Source organism: Paenibacillus sp. NAIST15-1 (genome assembly GCF_001894745.1).
Lineage (GTDB): Bacteria > Bacillota > Bacilli > Paenibacillales > Paenibacillaceae > Paenibacillus_B > Paenibacillus_B suaedae.
Genome location: NZ_BBYF01000001.1, coordinates 629,391 through 650,655, shown reverse-complemented (window position 1 = coordinate 650,655; position 21,265 = coordinate 629,391). Strand labels below are relative to the sequence as shown.

General features: G+C 44.2%; 21 protein-coding genes. 15 read left to right on the top strand and 6 right to left on the bottom strand.

Annotated elements, in window-relative coordinates:
* Window positions 1–103 precede the first annotated feature (103 nt).
* Window positions 104–292, top strand: a complete 189-nt coding sequence (locus PBN151_RS02865) for a hypothetical protein (protein WP_072727566.1) — start codon at window positions 104–106, stop codon at window positions 290–292.
* A gap of 28 nt (window positions 293–320) precedes the next feature.
* Here PBN151_RS02865 and PBN151_RS02860 read toward each other — a convergent pair whose 3' ends face one another.
* The gene (locus PBN151_RS02860; RefSeq protein ID WP_227774322.1) at window positions 321–2,348 is read right to left on the bottom strand and encodes an ATP-binding protein; all 2,028 of its coding nucleotides are present in this window, start codon (window positions 2,346–2,348) and stop codon (window positions 321–323) included.
* Here PBN151_RS02860 and PBN151_RS31725 point away from each other — a divergent pair.
* Both PBN151_RS31725 and PBN151_RS02855 read left to right on the top strand, forming a co-directional pair.
* A complete protein-coding gene (locus PBN151_RS31725) occupies window positions 2,330–2,518 on the top strand; it encodes a hypothetical protein (protein ID WP_227774320.1) in 189 nt (62 codons plus the stop codon). The genes PBN151_RS02860 and PBN151_RS31725 overlap by 19 nt on opposite strands.
* A 138-nt stretch (window positions 2,519–2,656) precedes the next feature.
* A complete protein-coding gene (locus PBN151_RS02855) occupies window positions 2,657–2,986 on the top strand; it encodes a DUF6054 family protein (RefSeq protein WP_072727564.1) in 330 nt (109 codons plus the stop codon).
* 334 nt (window positions 2,987–3,320) lie between these two features.
* Here PBN151_RS02855 and PBN151_RS02850 read toward each other — a convergent pair whose 3' ends face one another.
* Window positions 3,321–3,794 (bottom strand): GNAT family N-acetyltransferase, encoded by a 474-nt coding sequence (locus PBN151_RS02850; RefSeq protein ID WP_072727563.1) that lies wholly within the window; start codon window positions 3,792–3,794, stop codon window positions 3,321–3,323.
* A 270-nt stretch (window positions 3,795–4,064) separates the two neighbouring features.
* Between PBN151_RS02850 and PBN151_RS02845 the strand changes: the two genes are divergently transcribed.
* From PBN151_RS02845 to PBN151_RS02820, 6 genes are all read left to right on the top strand, one after another.
* Window positions 4,065–4,820: a cyclase family protein gene (locus PBN151_RS02845; RefSeq protein WP_139295256.1), complete on the top strand. Its 756-nt coding sequence runs from the start codon at window positions 4,065–4,067 to the stop codon at window positions 4,818–4,820.
* 166 nt (window positions 4,821–4,986) lie between these two features.
* Complete coding sequence (locus tag PBN151_RS02840) at window positions 4,987–5,877, top strand: GNAT family N-acetyltransferase (protein WP_072727561.1); 891 nt, start codon at window positions 4,987–4,989, stop codon at window positions 5,875–5,877.
* A gap of 200 nt (window positions 5,878–6,077) precedes the next feature.
* The gene (locus tag PBN151_RS02835; RefSeq protein ID WP_072727560.1) at window positions 6,078–6,410 is read left to right on the top strand and encodes a PadR family transcriptional regulator; all 333 of its coding nucleotides are present in this window, start codon (window positions 6,078–6,080) and stop codon (window positions 6,408–6,410) included.
* A gap of 2 nt (window positions 6,411–6,412) precedes the next feature.
* Entirely contained in the window at window positions 6,413–6,985 is a 573-nt protein-coding gene (locus PBN151_RS02830; protein ID WP_021259638.1) for a hypothetical protein, read from the top strand.
* Window positions 6,986–7,236: 251 nt separating this feature from the next.
* The gene (locus PBN151_RS02825; protein WP_021254134.1) at window positions 7,237–7,773 is read left to right on the top strand and encodes a pyridoxamine 5'-phosphate oxidase family protein; all 537 of its coding nucleotides are present in this window, start codon (window positions 7,237–7,239) and stop codon (window positions 7,771–7,773) included.
* Window positions 7,774–7,786: 13 nt separating this feature from the next.
* Window positions 7,787–8,530, top strand: coding sequence for a YggS family pyridoxal phosphate-dependent enzyme (locus tag PBN151_RS02820; RefSeq protein ID WP_072727559.1), 744 nt, complete (start codon window positions 7,787–7,789; stop codon window positions 8,528–8,530).
* A 76-nt stretch (window positions 8,531–8,606) separates the two neighbouring features.
* On the opposite strand, the gene pdxR is transcribed toward PBN151_RS02820, so the two are convergent.
* Window positions 8,607–10,037 carry a MocR-like pyridoxine biosynthesis transcription factor PdxR gene (pdxR, locus tag PBN151_RS02815; RefSeq protein ID WP_072727558.1) on the bottom strand — a complete coding sequence of 477 codons (1,431 nt, stop codon included), beginning with the start codon at window positions 10,035–10,037 and terminating at the stop codon, window positions 8,607–8,609.
* A 191-nt stretch (window positions 10,038–10,228) separates the two neighbouring features.
* Between pdxR and PBN151_RS02810 the strand changes: the two genes are divergently transcribed.
* Entirely contained in the window at window positions 10,229–11,488 is a 1,260-nt protein-coding gene (locus tag PBN151_RS02810; RefSeq protein WP_072727557.1) for a serine hydroxymethyltransferase, read from the top strand.
* 94 nt (window positions 11,489–11,582) lie between these two features.
* On the opposite strand, the gene PBN151_RS02805 is transcribed toward PBN151_RS02810, so the two are convergent.
* Window positions 11,583–12,146 carry a CGNR zinc finger domain-containing protein gene (locus PBN151_RS02805; protein WP_072727556.1) on the bottom strand — a complete coding sequence of 188 codons (564 nt, stop codon included), beginning with the start codon at window positions 12,144–12,146 and terminating at the stop codon, window positions 11,583–11,585.
* Window positions 12,147–12,389: 243 nt separating this feature from the next.
* Between PBN151_RS02805 and PBN151_RS02800 the strand changes: the two genes are divergently transcribed.
* Entirely contained in the window at window positions 12,390–13,544 is a 1,155-nt protein-coding gene (locus tag PBN151_RS02800; protein WP_072727555.1) for an epoxide hydrolase family protein, read from the top strand.
* Window positions 13,545–13,585: 41 nt separating this feature from the next.
* On the opposite strand, the gene PBN151_RS02795 is transcribed toward PBN151_RS02800, so the two are convergent.
* Together PBN151_RS02795 and PBN151_RS02790 are read right to left on the bottom strand one after the other, a co-directional pair.
* On the bottom strand, window positions 13,586–14,146 hold the full coding sequence (locus tag PBN151_RS02795; protein WP_072727554.1) for an RNA polymerase sigma factor: 561 nt from the start codon (window positions 14,144–14,146) through the stop codon (window positions 13,586–13,588).
* A gap of 256 nt (window positions 14,147–14,402) precedes the next feature.
* Window positions 14,403–15,806: a chymotrypsin family serine protease gene (locus tag PBN151_RS02790; RefSeq protein ID WP_175560587.1), complete on the bottom strand. Its 1,404-nt coding sequence runs from the start codon at window positions 15,804–15,806 to the stop codon at window positions 14,403–14,405.
* A gap of 246 nt (window positions 15,807–16,052) precedes the next feature.
* Between PBN151_RS02790 and PBN151_RS02785 the strand changes: the two genes are divergently transcribed.
* The 4 genes from PBN151_RS02785 (at window position 16,053) to PBN151_RS02770 (ending at window position 21,247) form a co-directional block, all read left to right on the top strand.
* Complete coding sequence (locus PBN151_RS02785) at window positions 16,053–16,541, top strand: hypothetical protein (protein ID WP_072727552.1); 489 nt, start codon at window positions 16,053–16,055, stop codon at window positions 16,539–16,541.
* Between the two features lie 362 nt (window positions 16,542–16,903).
* Window positions 16,904–17,659 (top strand): hypothetical protein, encoded by a 756-nt coding sequence (locus tag PBN151_RS02780; RefSeq protein ID WP_139295255.1) that lies wholly within the window; start codon window positions 16,904–16,906, stop codon window positions 17,657–17,659.
* Window positions 17,660–18,084: 425 nt separating this feature from the next.
* The gene (locus PBN151_RS02775) at window positions 18,085–19,461 is read left to right on the top strand and encodes an extracellular solute-binding protein (protein WP_227774318.1); all 1,377 of its coding nucleotides are present in this window, start codon (window positions 18,085–18,087) and stop codon (window positions 19,459–19,461) included.
* A complete protein-coding gene (locus PBN151_RS02770; RefSeq protein WP_227774316.1) occupies window positions 19,442–21,247 on the top strand; it encodes a sensor histidine kinase in 1,806 nt (601 codons plus the stop codon). Before PBN151_RS02775 ends, PBN151_RS02770 begins: the two co-directional genes overlap by 20 nt.
* Window positions 21,248–21,265 lie beyond the last annotated feature (18 nt).

Below are 21,265 nucleotides of genomic sequence, written 5' to 3'. Positions count from 1 at the left end.
CGGTGTATGTAAGAAAGATGAGAAAAAGTTGAGACGAAGGAACCGGGCTTCTGAATTATAGTAAAGGCAACAAGGAAGTGCTCTCGAATGTACGAGGTTGAAGATGAGAGGAAAAGATGGAACAGATATGGGAGATGGAGGAGTAGATATGAGTTCAATGTCGATAAAACAAGTGGTCGTTCGTGTCGAGGACATTATCGAGCAGTTAGGGTTAGATGAGGAAGCCGTTCTGGAGGAATTGCGGGAAGAGGTCAAGATACATAAGGAGGGCCTTAAGGCTGAGATGTATTGAATCATCAGCCCAAGGCCCTGCTGTGCTGTTAATGAAGTCCCTTGCTTTTCATCATCTCGGTCATATTTTGAACAGCCTTGTTTAAATAGCGATAATAGGTAGCGCGGCTCATATTGCAGGCAAGCGAAGCAGCGATGTGATTATGAGGATGCAAGTTGTAGGCCGTATTTAGGAGAAGCAGATCCTGCTCTTGAAGGCGGTATGTGTTGTGTTCCAAGATAGATAGCAAGCGTGCTTGCAGAGCGACTCCGTTCGCAATTGCAGGAAAGAAGCGGGTATAGTGATTCAGTTTGCCGGGCTCGTGCAGGCAGGATAGCATTTTCCGAACATCTTGTATGGTGATCGTGCTTCCTTGTTCGCTGGACTCGCTTGTCTGCTCCGTGAAGAAGGACATGATCCATTCCCCGAATCGTTCTTGTCTGAGATCAAGCTCCAAAATATCCGCTCTTGCGTATGAAGTATCACAATTCCTTGTACGTGTGGGACGAAGCTGGAACCCAACCTGCTGCAGGAATGTCTTCAAATTCGGATTGGTGGCAACAAGCACTGCGCGGGAGCCTTGACCGAGTAAGGAGAGCCGATCTCGGGTAAGCAGGCCGACAATCTCTTCTCGAGTGAACATGGGATGCTTGTCTGTTGCTGCTGCTAAGACAGCGTAGTACGTATCCGCCTGATCCGCGCTGCAGGCTAGTTCCTCTTGCGTGAAGCATTCATGAAGTTCGGAAGGTATGTATTGTTCCATCAGTCGGCTTGTATCCCGATGCATAAGCAGCAACATGAACATGCCGATAGGCTTGCCATCCGCTTCGCGCAGAACCACAATACTCTCTGGAAATTGTTCAACGAGTTCATCCATAAATTGATGGTAGATGCTACGCTGCCATGGATCGATGCTGTAGTCGCACCACTGATCCAGCAGCTCATGCAGCACAGGCAGATCGGCTTCGGTCACAATTTCGAGCGGCGAGTCTGGCGAATCTACCGTCCAGTCCGCATACAGGCGATCAGATTGGAGGGTATCCTTGCACAAATAGAGCAGCTTAGCCGCTATTTCGCGCCTATGATGAAGATCTACATGGCGAAATTGCTGATAGAGAAGCTTGGCTGCCTTCGTTCGAAGCTCTTCCAATCGCTCGGGCTCTCTTGCTCGGAAATCCCGATGCAGATGCATACGGGCAATATCATGCAGAGCAATGCCATCAGGCACGGTTCGAATAAAAGACATGCTCTGCAGCAGCCGATATTGCTGAATCGTGACAGGGCGCCCCAGGAACTTCGAGAGCATCTCTTGGTTGGCTTGCTGCAGCACGATCAATGCATCGACGCATGGCTGAACTTCATCGGTTGTGAGTTCACGCAGTAAATGGGCGCTGATCGTCTGGGAGACAATACTCGTATCCTTGTTCGACAGCACTTGTTTCTTTTGAACAGCTTCTACGGCAAGTGCCAGACCGAGCGGGTGGCCATCTGAGCTCCGAGCAATTTCCCCGCTTATCTCCTTCGAGAATGCACCTGTGTGTGAAATATAGTCCATCGTCTCCGCAAACGAAAAATGGGCCAGCGGCAATTCGGTAATGTGTCTTCCCCTGTGCGGATTCGTTTTCCATACAAGTGGGATAGGGGAGCGTGAGGCGAATACGAGGAGGACACCCTGTGACGACATCTTTGGCCAAAATGCATTCATAATCCAGCCTTCCAGCAGTGATATATGCTCGGAATTGTCAATAAAGATAGCGATGCGATGGGAAGCGTGAGCAGAAATAAGTACTTCGAGCGGATCGACAGGCTGACGATTATATCGTTCTAATTGAATGGCGGACGCTAAGTATTCGAAAAATCCTACGGGCGTTGTCAAGCATGAGCGTCCGTCCAGCCAGATGCTCGTCCAATGTCGTTGCTGAACGGCAAGCATCATCTCCGTCATGAGCGAGCTCTTGCCTATGCCGCCCATGCCAGATATGTATAGAATACGGGAAGGGGCTTGGGGATCGTCGAGCCAGTCGATGACGTGACTCATTTCTTTGCTGCGCCCGATGAATGGTTTGGTATGTTCCAACCAATGGAGCTGCACGGTATCGGCTGCGCCTCCTTGTGATTCATTTATATCTCATGTTAACGATTCCCTTCTCATCTGGCAATATCGATAAGACAACAGACTGCTTCTTATTCGTGATCGCCAAGAGTCGGAGCGAATCGTGGGTGCTGGATGGGGAGTATGAATCGTGATCTCTTTGGCTTTGTGAGGTATTTACACATTCTTTGAATCATTGGTAACATTGAATGTAGCTGTAATGCCAATCCAAATACCAATACACTGCCTGTGCAGCTGGCGTTACAATTAAGGGCTATAGGAGGATGTTACCCATGAGCAAGCGCAGCTTCAATGTCAGCATTACGCCTTATCGAGCTCTGGAGCTCGTCATGAATCAGCAAAATGCGGACTTAGTGCATGAGGAATATCACCCGCTGGGGGAAGGGAAAGAGATAGGTACGCAGGTATACGAGAAATACTATTTCCGTTCCAAAAACCGGGCAGCTCTCATTGTCATGATCGATAATTTACGCGGAGTAACCAATGTACGTGTAGTTGCGACAGGCAGCTCCGAGGGTTTGATCTTCAATTTCGATTGGGGTGCTGCGGACGATTTCGCATCCTCTGTAGAGAGCATACTTGAGGAGTATATTATCGATTAGCTTTAACATCATAACGGTGTAGAGCCGAGCGGTATCAGGAGTATTTCCTGAGCATCCTCGGTTCTTTTTATTATATTCATGAACAGTGGGTCTATAATGGTTTTAAGTATATTTATCTGGATGACGGTGTAGTAACGAGTAGTCAAGAATAGTTTCCCTTTTTAATGAATCGAGAGGTGAACGGGAATTATCCTGTTTACCTCTTTTTTGCTTAGCAAACTTATCGTTATATTCGGAGATTAGAAGAAGATGCCACATGAAAGTAACTGCACGCGTTCGAGCATACTGCATGCCGCGGAACGCGTGCTTTTTTATTTGCTAGGGAAGGAGGAGATTATATTGATAAACAGAAAATGTATTGCTCGTCAATGGTGACCTCGCATCTTTGTCCAGTGTCGGTGAATCCGGTTTTGATGTACAACCGTTGTGCAGGGATATTTTTATGATTCACAGCCAGTACAATTTCGTTGCAATCCGGAAAATGTTCAGGTATAAAGCTCTTTAAAAGCTCTAACCCTGTTGAAGCATATCCCTGCCCCTGCTTCGCATAATCGATAGAGAAGGACGTAAGCAGCAGCGCATGTGGATTCTCGGAATATTCCTGAACTCTTGCATTCCTATTCAATACAAAAAACCCTACCGGCTGATTGCCAGCTGTTATGACGATAGGGTGCTGACCATCAGAGGTATCCAATCGTTGATTCGGCATTGCAGCAAACTGTTTTTGCTCCGCAGGGAGTTGATAGGATTGGAGTGCCTCCAAATATGCAGGCTTGTAAAATTGCAGTTCTACTGTAAGCTGGTTCATCTTCTCGATTTCACCTCAACTTATACAGGAATTTGGATTAACCTTTTTGGAATCAGTGTAGCAATTTGGATGCACATTCTCAATAAAAACCTGAATCAAGGAAGCTATTCATCTCCATGAAATATGAACCTTTTTGATATATGGAGGATACTATTCCCTTTCTGTTGAATGTAAGGACAAGAGTTGTTGGTTATAGAGCCTCGTCTCGTTGCGAGTCGTGCTGCATCTAACATTCGATATATCCGATCATTCGAAGGAGATGGAATGAAGATGAAGATAATAGACTTAAGCGTATCGATTAGTCCGCGCATTTGCGAGCTGCTCCCGGCTAAGATTGAATATTCCAGTCACAAGGAAGGCGCTCAGCAGGCAGCCGCCATTCTTGGTCTTAAGCCAGATGATTTTCCAGAGAGCCAAGCCTGGGCTACCGAAACGGTGACCTTGAACACGCATGCCGGTACACATGTTGACGCGCCGTGGCACTACTGGCCAACCTCGGAGGGCAAGCCGGCAAGGACGATCGATGAGCTCCCGCTAGAATGGTTCTTCTCGGATGGCGTGCTGTTTGATTTCAGCAAGAAGCCGACCGGCTATGAGATTACGACGGATGATTTGGTTGCTGAGCTGGCACGGATCGGCTACACGTTGAAACCTTATGACATTGTGCTCATTCGTACCGATGCGGACAAGCGCCTCTATGAGGAGCATTATGCCTTTCTGCACGCTGGGGTATCTGCAGAAGCGACTCGTTGGCTGATTGAGCAGGGCATTAAGGTAGTAGGTACAGATGGCTGGGGCTGGGATATTCCATTGAACCTTCAAGCTGAGGCGTATAAGCGTGAACCGAAGGATGGAGTGTTATGGGCGGCTCACTTTGTCGGCCAAGAGCATGAATATTGCCAGATTGAGAAGCTGGCGAATCTGGAGCAGTTGCCGAAGCCGTTCGGTTTTAAGGTGTGCTGCTTCCCGGTAAAAGTTGAAAAGGCGAGTGCAGGCTGGGCGCGCCCGGTTGCTATTTTCGAATGAACGGCAACGAGACTAGAATCGCATTACATATAAGAGGTTCAGGAGATCGCAGTTTCATTTCACTACTGGGCTTTTGAATACAGACCTTACCGACCGATATTATGTCGCGTAGGGAATGGGCACGGTGCTGGAGCATTACGATAGATGATAAGGAGAATATTACTTCATGTCGATCATAATTCATACCATTTCATATGAACGTATCAAAGAACTAGCTGCCTTTATCGCTCGATTGAATCAAGAGAAGCAGCATCATGTTGGATTTTGTGGGGATCAGGAAGACGAAATTGCGGGCACGCTTTCCGAGGAGTTCTCTGATCTTGAGTTAGATACATCCTTCGTGGTTGCCTATGAACATGAACGAATCATAGGAGCCCTTGGCTTTGATGTCGACCTGGAACGCGGTGTGGCAGAGGTATGGGGGCCGTTCATCGATGAGGGAGCGAGATGGAACGACCTTGCACATGAGCTGTGGAGAGCGGGAATTAACCAACTCGGTGACAAGGTAACGACACTGCACAGCTTTTATAATGAGGAGAACAAGCATGCTCTGCAATTTATGGATGGCATATCGTCGTCAACATATTTGCATGCCCATTTGGTATTGGTATGTACCCGCTCTGCATTTGCCTATGCGCCGGCCCATACCCTACAGGAGATCACACCAGACTATGTTAATGCCTTCATTGCACTGCATGATGCTTCGTTCCCGAACACATATTACAGCGGACAAGAAATTATGAGCCGCCTTCAGGACGATCATCGGATATTTATTGCTGTCGATCACCAGCAGAGCTTGCTTGGCTACGTATATGTGGAAGCAGACTGCGACGCGCAGGAAGGAAATATCGAATTCATCGCTGTATCACCGCATGCGCAAGGACAAGGTCTCGGTACTTCACTGATACAAGAGGCACTGCGCTTCCTGCTCCTAGACAGGAAGATTGACGAAATCTCCTTATGTGTGGAGGAAGAGAATGGGAAGGCAATTTCCCTCTATCAGAAGGCAGGTTTTCAGCAGAAGCATCGGCTATTGTTTTATAAAATAACCCGATAAATATATGGATAATCCACAATAAACCCAATTAACCTTCACTGGATGTTGACCCTTATAAGGTGCGGCATTCGTGGAGGTTTTTTGATTGGGAGAATGATGAATGATACCTTACTTTAAATTATACATTGCTTTATAAGGTATAGATCGTTTATACTGTTTCTGTACCTAATAAAGAAAGGTATAAGCGAGGAGTGACTTTGTTGAACGTCGATAAGGAAATATTGCGCGGTTACATTGATACGATCATCCTGAGTCTGCTGTATCATCAGGATTTGTACGGATATGATTTAAGTAAGGAAGTGAAGAAGCAGAGCCAGGGTTCCTTCGAGCTGAAGGAAGGCACGCTGTATCTCTCCTTCAAGCGTCTTGAGAACAATGGATACGTGACAAGCTATTGGCAAGAGGGAAGTGCGGCAGCTCGGAGAAAGTACTATCACCTCACGGAATCGGGCAGAGCCTATCTGAGTCATAAGAAGACAGAATGGCTCTTCATGAGGAAATTAATGGATCAATTTTTAGAAGGAGTGGAATGATTATGACGATGAGCAAAGATACAGAACATAAAATGAAGCAATTCATTAAGCAAAATACACAATTAAACATGGCGGGTAGCGATGAACTAACATACTTTGAGAAACTGGTTCAAAAAGCGAACGCTACGTTAGGAGAAGCGAAGAAGCAGGCAGCCAAATTCAAATGGACATCACAGAAAAATCGGGAAGCGCAAGAAGATCTGATGGGTTATATGTCTGATTACATTCAAGATCTTGTGGCCGAAGAGGGAATATCGGAAGCGGATGCATTCGAGCGCGCGAAGGCCGCGTTCTCTGTGGAGAATCCAGATAATCCGCTGCTGCACAGTGAAGCGAAATGGCTGCATTATGGGGAGCCTGCTGTTGCGGAGGCGATAGGCCTCTACTACGGCGCGTTCATGTTCATTGGCTTGGCACTTGGTGCTCTTGTTGGCGTTATTCTGCAAATGGTCGTCCTGAAGGAGGGGATAGGCGTGTTGTTCTTTATCGTCACAGGTATTGGCCTGATGCTTGGCTTGGCACTCGGAATGATGAAGAACGCACAGATCAGCTTGGGGCGGGATCGAATAGAATAAGCTGGCAGTTCATGTGGAGCCAGAGAGAACCGGAATGAATGACTTTCATTCCGGTTTTTTTATGGAGTGCGCCTAGCTTATGCTAAGCGGAATAGAACTAAACACGGATGAGCTCCTTATCAGGTTTGACGAAGAGGGATTGCTTACTGTCTAATATGGATTGCATTAATTATATGTTTATGGACATTTAACCTCATTCCAATGGCTGATAAACTCACATCATAATCATTCAATTCAATAGAGGTGAAGCCATGAATGGAGTACGTTACAAAATAAGAGAAGTGTTGGATAAGAGCAGGATTGAGACCTTTCTGCGGCAAGCTCGAATTGGACATCTTGGAATGGTCGATGGTCATCTGCCGTATGTTGTTCCTCTTAATTTCGTTTGGACAGATGGCAAGCTTTATTTCCATGGAGCCACTGGCGGGAGAAGAAATCAGGTTATAGGTGAAAACCCGGAGGTCTGCTTTACGGTTTGTGAAGAGTACGGGACGATTACAAATCCGGTGCCAGCCAAGACGGACACAGCGTATATGAGCGTAATGATTTTTGGCAAGGTACAGCCTATCGTCGATCTCGATGAAGCTACACATATGCTGCAGGAAATGATTGATAAGTATGTGCCAGATTACTATAATCGTCCATTACCCAAGCAGCACGTGGATAAATACCGATCAGCTGTATTCGGTGGCCCGGTTCAGGTGTATCGAATAGATCCACATCATATTACCGCCAAAGAAAATCCGATTGAAGAAGGGAAAATGTTTGAGCCTGGAAAAACGGTGTAAAGAGGGAAGAGACATGGGACATTTAGTTGAAGAGAATCTCAATACCGTGAGGCAGCAGATGGAATTGGCTTGCCAAGCATCAGGGCGCAAGGTAGAGGACGTGAAATTGTTGTTGGCGACCAAAACCGTACCGCTTGAAAAATTGCAAATAGCCATACAGGCGGGGGAGACTCTATTTGGGGAAAACAAAGCGCAGGAACTTCGGAACAAATTTCCGCTTATGCAGCAATCTAATCAGGTGGAATGGCATTTTATCGGACATTTGCAAACGAATAAAGTGAAGGACGTTGTTAAATATGTTACGCTCATTCATTCTGTAGACCGTCTGAAATTGGGGCAGGCCCTGAACCATCAACTCGCCAAAGAGAACAAGACTATGGATATTCTGGTGCAAATCAACACCTCCTACGAAGAAAGTAAATTTGGTGCTTCTCCGGAAACGGCACTGGAGTTGGTGGAACAATTGTCCCAGTTCGACACGTTGAACGTGAAGGGCTTAATGACGATTGGAAAACTAAATGCGACAAACGACGAGACCCGGCACTGCTTCCGATTATTAAAATCGATTCAAACCCAAGTTAGGGAGAAAAAGTTTCCGCGTGTAGAAATGGATATCCTCTCGATGGGCATGTCTGGTGATTTCAAGGTGGCTATCGAGGAAGGGGCTACTATCATCCGCGTAGGGACAAGCGTATTCGGGCAGCGTTACTTGCCGGACAGCTATTACTGGAACGAAAATGCGCGCCAGGACGATTAGGAGAGAGACAGGAGAGCGATTACGAACACAACATGGTTGTTGTGAGCAAGCGAGGGTCGTGACGGGGATGCTTGGCTTATAAAAGCATCCCCGCAAGACGATAAATTCCTTCTTCAATAGCTGCTTCATCTACTTTAGCAAAACCGAGTACCCAACCTTTTCGATTACTTTCCAAGCAATACGTGCTAAGCGGATACACGCGGATTCCATTTTCGAACGCTAACTTTGTCACGGCTTCCTCGTCAAACGATTTATCAGCCTCGAGAAGCATATGCAATCCCGTTTCTACGCCGCTTAGTGTGAAGTGGTCGCTCAGACCTGTTGCGATAATAGCCTTCGTCATGGCTTCATGTCTACGACGATATACATTCCGAACTCGTCTCATATGGCGCATAAAATGACCATGCTCGATAAAATGCGTTAGTGTTAATTGCTCCATAATCGGCAGATGCCGATAGGTTAATTCATGGACTTGGGCAATTTGACGAATGGCCTCTTTGGGTCCGACAATTGCCGATAATCGAATGCCAGGAGCGACCATTTTGGAGTAACTCATCATATATAGCGTGTTCTGAGGTCGCTGACTGAACAGCGTTGGGAGCGGGTCACCGCGATATCGAAATTCACTATCGTAATCATCCTCAACAATCCAGAACCTCTGCTCAGCAGCCATATGTAACAATTGCTGCCTGCGCGGCTCCGACATAATTGCTCCAACCGCACACTGGTGCGATGGCGTAACATATACAAGTTTGGACTCAGGATGAATGCGGTCAACGCATAGTCCGTGTTCGTCAACCGGAACGGATTCAACTTGCATGCGCCGATACTTCATCACCATCCAGGCAGCAGGGAAGCCGGGATCCTCAACCGAAACCGTTTCTCCTTCCTGTAACAGAGCTTGGGCAATCAAATCAATGCTATGCTGTGCACCTGAGGTCAAGATGATTTGATCGACATCCACATGAACTCCCCGTTCAAGCGACAAATAACGTTGAATCTGCTCTCGCAGCGGTAGAAATCCATATGCATTTCCGTAAGCCCAATTGTCCAGGTCTGTTTCTGTAGAGGCGTGCAAAAAGGAGTGTCTCCAATTTTTTCGGAAATGCTCGTCTAGGTATGGCTCATGAGGGGTGAAATCGATCTCTACTTGACGATGATCTTTGTTTCCAAACCAATTGTGTAAATGGCCGATTCCGGTATTTAATGATGGCAATTCAGGAGGGATCGGCCCTTGTGTGGCAGCATCTTCAGAAGGACGAGTTGCATATGTCCAATCGCTAACTCTTGTTCCGCCGCGACGAGAGGTTACGGTATACCCGCGGCTGAATAATTCCTCGTAAACAATCTGGATGGTTGAGCGTGAAACACCAATCAATGGAGCGAGTTCACGGGTTGGAAGCAGTAATTCCCCGGGAGGCCATTTTCCGGATGTAATATTATGTATCGCTTGATCCAGAAGCTGCTGCCAGATGGGACGTTTATCATTTCGATTGACTTGTAACATTCAGACAACTCCCGCGTTTTTGGCATGATTATGGATTACTATAATTACTCAACTATGGATATTAATCAACACTCCATTGATTGGTATACTAGCACGACAATTGTTGATTGTGCAACACAACTTAATTCTCTTCTTATGGCGGAAATATCAGATTTCAATAGTGAAATAGACAGGCAGAGAGGAAGATGATCATGAATTATTTGGAGCAGCAAGATAAAGCGGTGACTAATGCAATTCGGCAAGAGCTTACACGGCAGCGGGATAAAATAGAACTGATTGCATCGGAGAATTTTGTAAGCCGAGCTGTCATGGAAGCGACGGGCACAGTACTGACCAACAAATATGCTGAAGGGTATCCGGGAAGAAGATATTATGGCGGATGTGAGCATGTCGATAGGATCGAGGAACTTGCCATTCACCGAGTTAAAGAGCTTTTCGGTGCCGAGCATGCCAATGTGCAGCCTCACTCCGGTGCACAGGCGAATATGGCGGTATATTTTGCATCAGTAAAGCCTGGTGACACGATATTGGGCATGAGTTTATCCCATGGCGGCCATCTTACACACGGGAGTCCGGTGAATTTTTCTGGAAGATTCTATAATTTTGTTTCTTATGGTGTCGATGAACAAACAGGGCGCATTGACTATGACCAGGTGCGAAAACTCGCCCATAAGCACCTTCCACGCATCATCGTGGCTGGTGCCAGCGCCTATCCACGAACGATTGAATTTGAGTTGTTCGCCCAAATCGCGGCCGAAGTTGGGGCTCTTTTCTTTGTAGATATGGCACATATTGCAGGAATCGTTGCAGCAGGATTGCACCCAAACCCGCTGCCACACGCACACTTTGTTACGACGACCACGCATAAAACGTTAAGAGGGCCAAGAGGCGGTGTCATCATGTGCCGTAAACCGTGGGCGCAAGCAATAGATAAAGCGATATTCCCTGGATCGCAAGGCGGCCCGCTTATGCATGTTATCGCGGCAAAAGCGGTTGCGCTAGGCGAGGCATTGCAACCGGATTTCAAAACGTATATAGCAAAAACGCTTGAAAATGCTAACGTATTGGCGGAAGCACTAATGAATGAAGGGTTAACCGTTGTATCGGGGGGGACAGACAATCATATTGTTTTGGTTGATTTGCGCACAATTGGACTTACGGGCAAAGAAGCAGAATCCATACTCGATGAAGTGTGGATTACGGCGAATAAAAACGCAATTCCTCATGATACGGCTGGCCCGTTAGTAACGAGTGGCATTCGCTTCGGAACTCCTGCAATGACTTCAAGAGGATTAGGATCCGAGGAGATGAAAGAAATTGCCCGGCTTATTGGACTGGCCTTTAAGAATCCCAAGAGTTCGACGATTAAAAATCAAATACTAGAAAGTGTACGTGAAATGACGTCTCAGTTTCCTTTATATGAAGGACTTCATTCGTTAGATAGCATGTAAATTGCTTCATTGCAGGAAGGCCGGTAAGCGGAAACCTCACGTCCGGTCTGATGCGAAGGGCTGGGAAGCCAGCCCTTTACTTTACTCTACTCCATTACAGCGACGATTCGTTTTTATGTTTATGGCGGAAAGTCTTATTCTTCGCTCGATTTCCGCATGCCTTCATCGAACACCATCTTCCCGTTCCGGGTCTGGATCGATCCACAAATACCCACTGGCAATCCTCCGCTGTACATACACGTATGCGATGCCACATTTTCGTTCGTCTCAGTTCGTACACAATAATGAGTAGTTGAGCTAATCCTTTAGCTGCATTTACTTGCAGAGGCACAAGCTGCTCTCCATTCTCCTGGAACACGAGCCCGAACTGGAAAATCTTCGTAAGCTGCTCCATCTTAGCCTGTTCTACAATTCCATCGTGCTCGTTGTTCACTATTGTTTTGCGAAGTTCATTGCGAAGCTCGCGCGCCAATTGCAATTCTTCCTCTGAAGCAGCATTATCTGATTCTGTGATAAGCTGGTGCTGCAAGAGCCACTCGACCAAACGGCTAGGCTCTGTTAAATGCTCGATCCCGGGATCTCCCTCGTACCGCGTTCGTCTATCATGTGTATTGAAGAAATCAGCAATCATTTCAAGCTGATCATATCCACTCGTCATCTGCTCAACCGCTCCTATTGACACATCGCATGCTAACCATTAAGATTTATTTACCAGTTATCTAACCGTTTAAACTACTTTAACGGTTATGTTTGTGGGCGATGTCTTATTCGTGCTTCATGATTTCATTATCAGTGTATCACTAGGTCGTTCTAAATTATAGATTGATGAACTCGCGGCCTAGCTTCCCCAAGTCCTTTCTATCTATTCTCGTATTTATTCTGCCAAGGAGCGAAGATAACGATGAACATGCATCCTCTCACAGTGTGTATTCCTGACGAAGAGATTGAACAATTGAAGCAAAGACTACAAATGACGAGATGGCCGGATGAAATCCCAGGAGCAGAATGGGATTACGGGATTCCGATATCGTATATGAAGGATATAGTTCATTATTGGCTGCACGATTTCGATTGGCGCATGGTGGAACGGCGTATCAATTCCTTCTCTAATTACAAAGCGACGATTGACGGGACAGACATTCACTTTGTGTACGAAAAAGGGAAGGGAAGTCGCTCATTACCGATTCTAATTCCCCACGGCTGGCCGAGCACATTTTATGAGATGCTGGATCTGGTTCCGTTTTTGACACAGCCGGATAACGATGGAGGCAATGATTCCATCTCCTTCGATGTCATAATTCCTTCGATTCCGGGGCATGGGTTCTCGAGTATACCATTGGAGCCGGGTTATGAGGATAGACAGGTCGCGAATGTGTTGGTCAAGTTGATGGAGGGGCTGGGCTATGAGCAGTTCGGGGGATATGGCTATGATTTGGGAGCGAGCGTGCTTGGCTTGCTATGCCTGGATCATCCGGAGAAGGTCATTGGGTATCATACGACCTCACCGGGGAATCCGAGTCCTTTTATAGGGAAGGGCATGGAGATGACTGAGGCGGAGCGTGCTTTTCTTACATGTGGAGATCAGTGGTATCGCGAAGAGGGCGGATATGCGCATCTATTGGGGACGAAGCCTCAGACTGCGGCGTATGGACTGCATGATTCGCCTGTAGGTCTGGCAGCCTTTATTCTGGAAAAGTGGTATTACTGGACGGTAACCGAAAAGGGTGAGCCGTTGAACCATTTCAGCAAGGATGACTTGCTGGCGAATGTCTCGATCTACTGGTTTACCCAGACGATCAATGCAGCGAACCGCTATTATTATGAAGGCAGGCATATCAAGTGGCCGGGCGAAGGAGAGACATGCCCTGTACCGCATGGCGTATCGCTAACGAAGACGCAGCCTCATGAGCGTCCGCCGCGAGAATATGTGGAGCGATTGTTCCCGAACATCCTGCAATGGCAAGAACTGAATGCAGGGGGGCATTTTGTTGCGCTGGAGCAGCCTGGGCTGGTTGCAGAATCGATACGTTCATTTTTTAACAAGATTTTCAGATAAGAATTAAAAAGATACTACACTATGATTTTAGATTATTACATTCATTCATCAGTCCATTTTCTTAAAAAATGTTGACGCAATTTTTTTCGTGCTCTTGCCAAACGTTGGGTAAGTACCTGTTCGGTTAAGTGCAACTCTTGGCAGATTTCCCGGTATGATTTTCCCTCTATATAGAACAGAAGTAAAATTGTTTGGTATTCCAGCTTTAATTCAGCAATTGCCCGATGGAGTAAATTATCTCTTTCTTTGATTTCTACTTCGCTAGCTACACTGATCTTATTCAGGACTGTATCACTTATATTAACGTATGGTTCTACTAAAACTTGACGGTCTCGCTTTAGCCTTCTTAGATGATCTAAGGCTGTATTTCGAGTAAGTTGTTTAATCCAAGCTCGAATATTCGTTTCCGACAGCATTTTGGGGCCATTCGATATAACTTTTAAAAAGGAATCTTGAATAATATCCTCTGTAAGCGAATGATCATAAACCATGCAATAGATATCCTTATAGACGAATTGATAATAGGAATTGTAAATTAGTTTTTGAATCGTAGTATCAAGATTACCAAATGGTTTTTGTAGGAAATAAAACCATTGTTCCATAATACTCTCCTCTATTTTGTTAATAAAGTAAATAATGGAAACTATATTTTTATAAGTATACATCAAATATGGGGAATGAGGAGGAAATAAAATAAAATTTTGATGATTTAAGATTCTATGTATTATTATGGGGGGGGATTTCGAGTAGGTAGATAGAATTAGAATAAAGCAATAGGTGTGCTCGGAAATTCGACAAATGCAAACGCCGCGTAGCCTATTTCCAGACTTTGCGGCGCTTGTATTTCTTGTACAATCATCATTTTTTTGAAATTACTTTGATTCCTGCAAGGTTTAAATCGGTGAAAGTTGTCCAAACAGGTTCATATACTTTATAGGTTCCAGGTGGGATCGGACTTTCTGTACTGTTGAGAGTCACGGATCCTGTATGAATTCCAGCCAAATCAAAAGTCCACCCTTGAAGAGTATTATCATAAGTATAATTTGTTAGAATTGGACCCCCGCTGTCACCTGTTATGGAAGAATATCCTTTAGCGAGCACTTCGTCACGTTTATAGCCATAGCCGTCACCACCCCAATAAATATCAACATTGGAATATGCAATTGTACCTGATGTAGTAGTTCCACTGTTTGAGCCCCTTAAATAAATGGTATCACCAGGAGTATCACTAGTGTAGACTCCCGTGATCATAGCCATATTTGAAGTAGAAGGATAAGGGGTTCTTGGGCGTCCGATATAGCTTGAGTTTAATGTTATATATCCGGAATCAGAGAATGCATTCGAACCATCACCAGAAGATGTGGTTCTAAAAGTATAATTGCCGATGGTAGTATTGTCCCATGTAGGTTGATACCATTCGCTAACTGTGTTTGGGGGTTGGCAATGACCAGATGTAACTAACACTTCCTGTTCATTTTGATTTATTCCGAAGTAACCTGCCGTACATACACTGTAGTTATATTTATTTTCTTCTACTTTTCGGTAATTTCCTCCTATTTTAGATCCAATTGGTAATTGAGAGCCGTATTGTGTGTCATCTGTCTCAACAGTAAGTGCTGAGTCTGGAAATGTAGTAAACACAAGCATTTCCGATTGGGGGATAAGTGATGAAACGGATTCTTTTTTTGCAAGCTTTTCTTCGTCGAATGCGATGATTAGTCTGTTATTTTTCACATCGGGAATGAGGGCACGGACCGTTCCAGGATTAATATTTTCTCTAATTATTTCCTTTGCATTCTCTATATCAGCCCAGGAAAATTTTGTGATTTCAAATTCAACTTTATCATTGTTTTGAATTGAATCTTGAACTCTTGTTTTTAGTGATGATGAATCCTCTGTAATTTGGACGACTACTTTTCCTTTATCCGCATCATAGTAATGGCCTGAATACATAGTAGGTGCACTTTCGATTATCTTTTTAATAGTGGGAATGTCCTGTTTGATTCTTTGCTTTTCAATATAATTGTCCAAAAGCGCCGTGTTGCTCAGATTATCGGAAGATTCGGTCAGTAGTAATGGATAGGGGGTTTCATTCAGGCTGTTTTTTTGAGTGATTTCTGCGATTTCTGAAATGGTTCCCTTAATTGTTATCCATTGATATCCGTTATCTGTGCTTTCTGCAGCGCTAATGCTTGAACTGAAGAGTAGGAAACTAGCCAGTGCAATTGAGCCTAATAACCTTTTAACTCTCATTGTTTTCATCCTTCCCTATGATTTTTTGTAGTACTCTTCGATTAAATTGTTTGCATCCTTCTTCTGAAAGGATACTAGAAAGAGGAGCTATACTATTAAACGTTGTAACTTTCCATTTTCTGACGAAAAATTCAAGAAAATAAATGAGTAATTTTAGATCTGTTATTTAACTAAGATCAAGTGAAGAAAAGAATTATTACCGTATGAAACAAAAAGTGTTTTTTTTACGTTTGTTTAATGGGAGGTGTAAAAAATTTGAAAAAAATCATGGTTGCCATAATTGTTTTGATGTTGCTCGGCTGTCAGTCGTTGAAGCCGGATCAATCTATGGCGTCGAGTACAGGAGGAGCTTTGTCGACGATGACAAGTATTGAAAAGGGGCTTTTTTCGGTGCAAATCTCGCTTCCGAAAAAAGTTGGAATCAATGAGGAATTTACGGTTAAAGCTGATTTTAAGAAAGAAACTGAGCAGAAATTCTCGATTACGAGTAGAAATCAATTGTTCGTTTATTTGATTAAGGACAGCAGTGGAAAACAGATTAACTCCTATGCGGTCACGGATGGAGGAGTGATTCGCGATCTTTCAGGTGAGACGGTTATTTCAGAGAATTATAAATATAGGATTAAAAAGCCGGGTATATATGAAATCTCGGCGGTCGCTGAGTTTACGGTAAATAAAGACGGGAGTAGTAAGTCTTACACAATAGAAACCGATCATAAAAAAATAGAAGTTACTGAAGAGTGAGGTGGAATATCCAGATTGGAAGAGGAATTTCCGTTTAGGATCTGAGAAATCTGCAGAGCCAAAGCGGGAATATTTTTTGCCTTTTCGATGTCTACGAAGACCATAAATTAGATGATGAATGCCATAATTCTACGAATAAATCGAACGATATGAACGCATAGTAATAGACCCAGTGAAGGGGGAAGAGTAACTCCTCTGATATCATTGGGTTTGTAACCCCATACTATAAAAGGAGGAAGGTGCACGAATTGAAAAGAAGGCTGATCCTACTTGTAGCAACAATATGTGTGTTTTTCGTTACTTTTCTGATATGGCAGAGTTATTCAGAATCAAATGATTTCTCATCAATGGAGGGAGAGATCATGATCATGCAGCAAATGAATCCGACTGAAACACCTATGTACAAGTTTAATCTGCAGACAGATGATCTTTTACCGTTTCATAATAATTTTTTCGAACCGCATTATAGTGTTAATAATGGGAATAAGCTTCTTGCTGTCATTCAAAACGGGGATGAGCAAGATATTTATGAAATTGAAGATGATAATGCTAGTTACTCGAAAAGAGAGAAAATAATAGCGGGAAAGAACATTCAATTTCCAAAGTCAATTCCTGACCGTCATGCCATTAGCTTTATAGAAGAAGGCGAGTTGAAGGTATATGATAGAGACACGGGGGCATTAACTTCCATAGCCTCGCTTGATAGTGGATATCTATACTATGATTGGCTTGATTCCAATCGGGTTCTTTTTACCGCACAAGATGAACAAAAGTCTCCGCACATTATGTCGTTCAATCTTACGAATCATCAACTAGATGAGTATAAATCGAATGCTTCTAATCCCTCACTTTCCTACAATAAAAAATATATTGCATACCAGCAGAGTAACGAAACGAACGTTGTCCATATTGATTCCATATCAGGTAATGATCATTCTACGATACGGGTTGATACGCAAGGTGTGCTGCCATATAAACCATCTCCTGATGGAAAGTATCTATTAACCAATATGTATGCGAATAGCATTTCTAATGTAGTTATTATTCATATCCCTACTGCTAAAATAAAAACTCTTTTACGTTCAACCTGGGCAGAGTATCTGGATTGGAAGTTGTAGGACTCGATGGTGGCTGTAATCAGGAGAAGAGCATATTGTACGACCGCAAAACCTCTTTTCGGTATCTATTTCAATTAGGCCGGGAAGAGTTTTTTTTGTATTTGTATCATACATAATATAAATGTTGCTGAGAAATATTGTTTGAAGTTCAAATTCTATACTATAATTTGAATTAGGACTTGTGTCGCAATCGAAATGGTTCTGTAGGAGGGATCGTAGAAGCTTCTCAATTACATGGGGAAATAAAAAAAATCGAAAGGATGATTTTTGTAGTGTTGAGCAGCGGTAAATTTGTAAATAGATTCATGCTGATAATTTACATGCTAACCCTTCTTGTGTTAGGCCTATTTTTTATACCCAAGTTCAACCCAACTTCAATCAGTTCTGAGAATAAAGAATTGCGGGATGGAGACAGCATAGCCATTGTGATCAATAGTTTGAGTTTTCCGTTCCCGGCAGGTTTGGATGAAAATCAAAATCCTTATTTGGATTACATTAAAAAACATGTCGGATTGAATGTCCGTGTCGAACTGCCGCCCGTACCCAGTTATGAAAAAACGATCGACACCATCATTTCGACGGAACAGGATCTCCCTGATATGATCACTATCAATTCCCCGATCCAATTTGCCAAATTCGTAACGCAAAACAAGCTCCAACCTCTCGATCATTGGATAGACGCATACGGAGCAGATTTAAAGCGTGTCATACCGGAGGAATTATGGAACCGAGTTCGGTATAACGGCTCGATTTATGCAATTCCGAGTAGCCAGCTGGTGAAGGGGAAAGAAATCATCTACATCCGGAAAGACTGGCTGGATAAACTGAACCTACCGATACCAGTAACGCTTGAAGATTATAAGGCAGTAATAAAAGCATTTTCGGAAGGCGATCCCAACGGAAACGGAAAGAGAGATACATACGGCTATACGATGATGAAGGATCTGTATCATTCTTCACCGCTTTTTGGCGCGTTCGGAGTTCAATTGAATCAATGGACGGAACGTGAAGGGAAGCTCGTCTATGCCAACGTTTTGCCGGAAATGAAGGAAGCGCTATCATTCTTTGCCGAGCTATATCGGCATGGATGGATTGATCCGGATTTCCCTATCTACCGCAGTAATGTTATGAACGAAAAAATAATAGAAGGAAAGATCGGAATGTTTTCCGGAGCTTGGTATGATACGCGCGGGGTAATTGCTCAAAGCCTAAAGAAAGATCCGCAAGCGAATTGGATAACCATTGACTATCCGATTGGCAAGAAAGGGAAGCAGGGAGTAGGTGCATTGAATCCAGTTTTCGGGCATCAAGTGGTTCCAAAAGGGAGCAGTCATGCTCGCGAAGTCATTCAATTTTTAAATTTCATTGCAGGTAGAGGCAGAACCTCATTAGTTCTAGGATTTCAAAATCAAGTGTGGGATTGGAAAGATGGGAAAATTGTCAGTGAATTTAATGAACATGACAAGCACCTGTACAGAGGCATATATTCTGCACTGGTGAATGTGGACGAACGGTGGTTGTTGCGTGCACGCATGGATTCCTACGACAAAAAATTTCGTCTCAACGAGAACATTGAAAAATTGGAAAAGCATATCGTACAAGATGCATATGGCGGCCCGCCCCCACCTACCTTGGTAAGAAAATGGAATGAACTTTATTCATTGCAGGAAGTTTTCGTAAAAATCATTCTCGGCCTAGAATCCACGAATTCTTTCGACGACTACGTGAAACGATGGTATGAGAGTGGAGGCGCACAAGTTACGAAGGAAGTAAACGATTGGCATGAATCGCATAAAAAATAAGGATGTAGCCATGAAACTATTCCAACATGCATATCATAAGTTTCTGCAAACCTCGCAATTACGGCTCAGCATCTATTTCTTCATCGTGCTTCTGCCGCTAGTGATCATTAGTTTATACGTAAATAACAGAGCAAACCAAATTATTATGCAAAAGACGACAGAACAGACTCAAGATAAGGTGGAGTCTGTCATGAATAACCTTGAATTATCGTTGCATCATTTTGAGACATTAACCAATCTAATTGCGGCGAACCATAAAATTAATGAGAAGCTGAAGGTGCAAGGAACGGGGATGTCGCCTCGCACAATTGTCCAGTACTCGGAGCTGCTGCAAGAGCTGTGGAATATTTCGGCGGTGAGCCTGGTGGCTTCCCAGATCACGATTTATCAGATGGAGACCCATACGATGATATCTACGAAATATGGAGGGAAAAGGATCGAATCTGCGACCGAGCGGGACAGTTTCGCCTATTTAAATCAGCTTGCGGATCAAGCGGGTACGTTCTTGATCCCCCAACCGACAGAGGGAGTAGAGCCAGTAATTACAGATTTAGTGGAGGCCAATTCCATATCTCTTGTCAGAAGGATGAATGCCTTCCCTGATGAGGACAAAGCAAGTTTACTAATTGTGACTTTACATAAAAATACGCTCCGGATCCTCATAAGCCCGCTGTTGAATTCCGAACTAACCAGCTTGCAGATCAAGAATAGAGAAGGAGAAACGATTCTGTCCATTCCTACTACCGATTCAGGAGGAAACCGAGATAGGGATATGCTCCAAGTGAGCGCGGAGTCGTCTAGTTACCCAATCCGGTTGGAAGTTTTTCGGCCAATCGAAGAAATTTATCAAGAAACGAAAACGATGAGGCAATTTACCTATTTAATCATAGCGTGCAGTTTTGTGCTTTCCATGCTTATATCTTGGGGTGTTTACAACCGCATAGCTTCCCCTTTAGGCCAATTAAAGAATGCGATGAAGGGGTTAATCGGAGGAGATTATGATATCCGGTTACACACAAGGCGGAAGGATGAATTCGGTTATTTGATGGACTCATATAATCGAATGGCCGAGCATCAGAGGCATTTGATTCAGGATCACTATGAGCAGCAGCTTCGCATTGCCCGTACGGAACTTACATTTTTGCAATCTCAGATTAATCCGCATTTCTTATATAATACGCTGAACTCTATATACTGGACGGCTCAAAACTACGAGGCAGAGGAAATAAGCGAGATGGTGCTGAACCTGTCCCACTTTTTTCGATTAAGTCTTCATAAAGGGCAGGATACATTCACGGTAGAGGAAACGATTACCCATCTAAACTACTACTTACGCGTCCAGCAGATTCGTTTTTTACATGGCTTTCAGGTCGTGTTTGAGATACACGAAGAAACGAAAACGATACCCGTATTAAAGCTGCTTTTGCAGCCCTTGGTTGAAAATGCGGTTATTCATGGACTAGAGCAGATGAAGAGCAACGGATTGTTAGTCATTTCGAGCTTCCTGCAGCAGGGGAAATTGATGATAACGGTGCAAGATAACGGAAGCGGAATAAGTGAGCAGCGCCTGCAATCCATTCATCAAGTGATTCAGGAAATCGACGGCAAGTCGGTTCCTTTATCTTTTTTGGAATCACCAGAAACGGAGCTATATGGCTTGCGCAACGTTTGTTCTAGGATGAGGATGTTCTACGGCCCTGAAGCGTGCATCCGATTCGAAAGCCAGTTAGGAGTAGGTACAACAGTAACTCTAGAGCTGCCTTTATCAAGTACGACAGATGAATAATGAAATAAGGAGAGGATC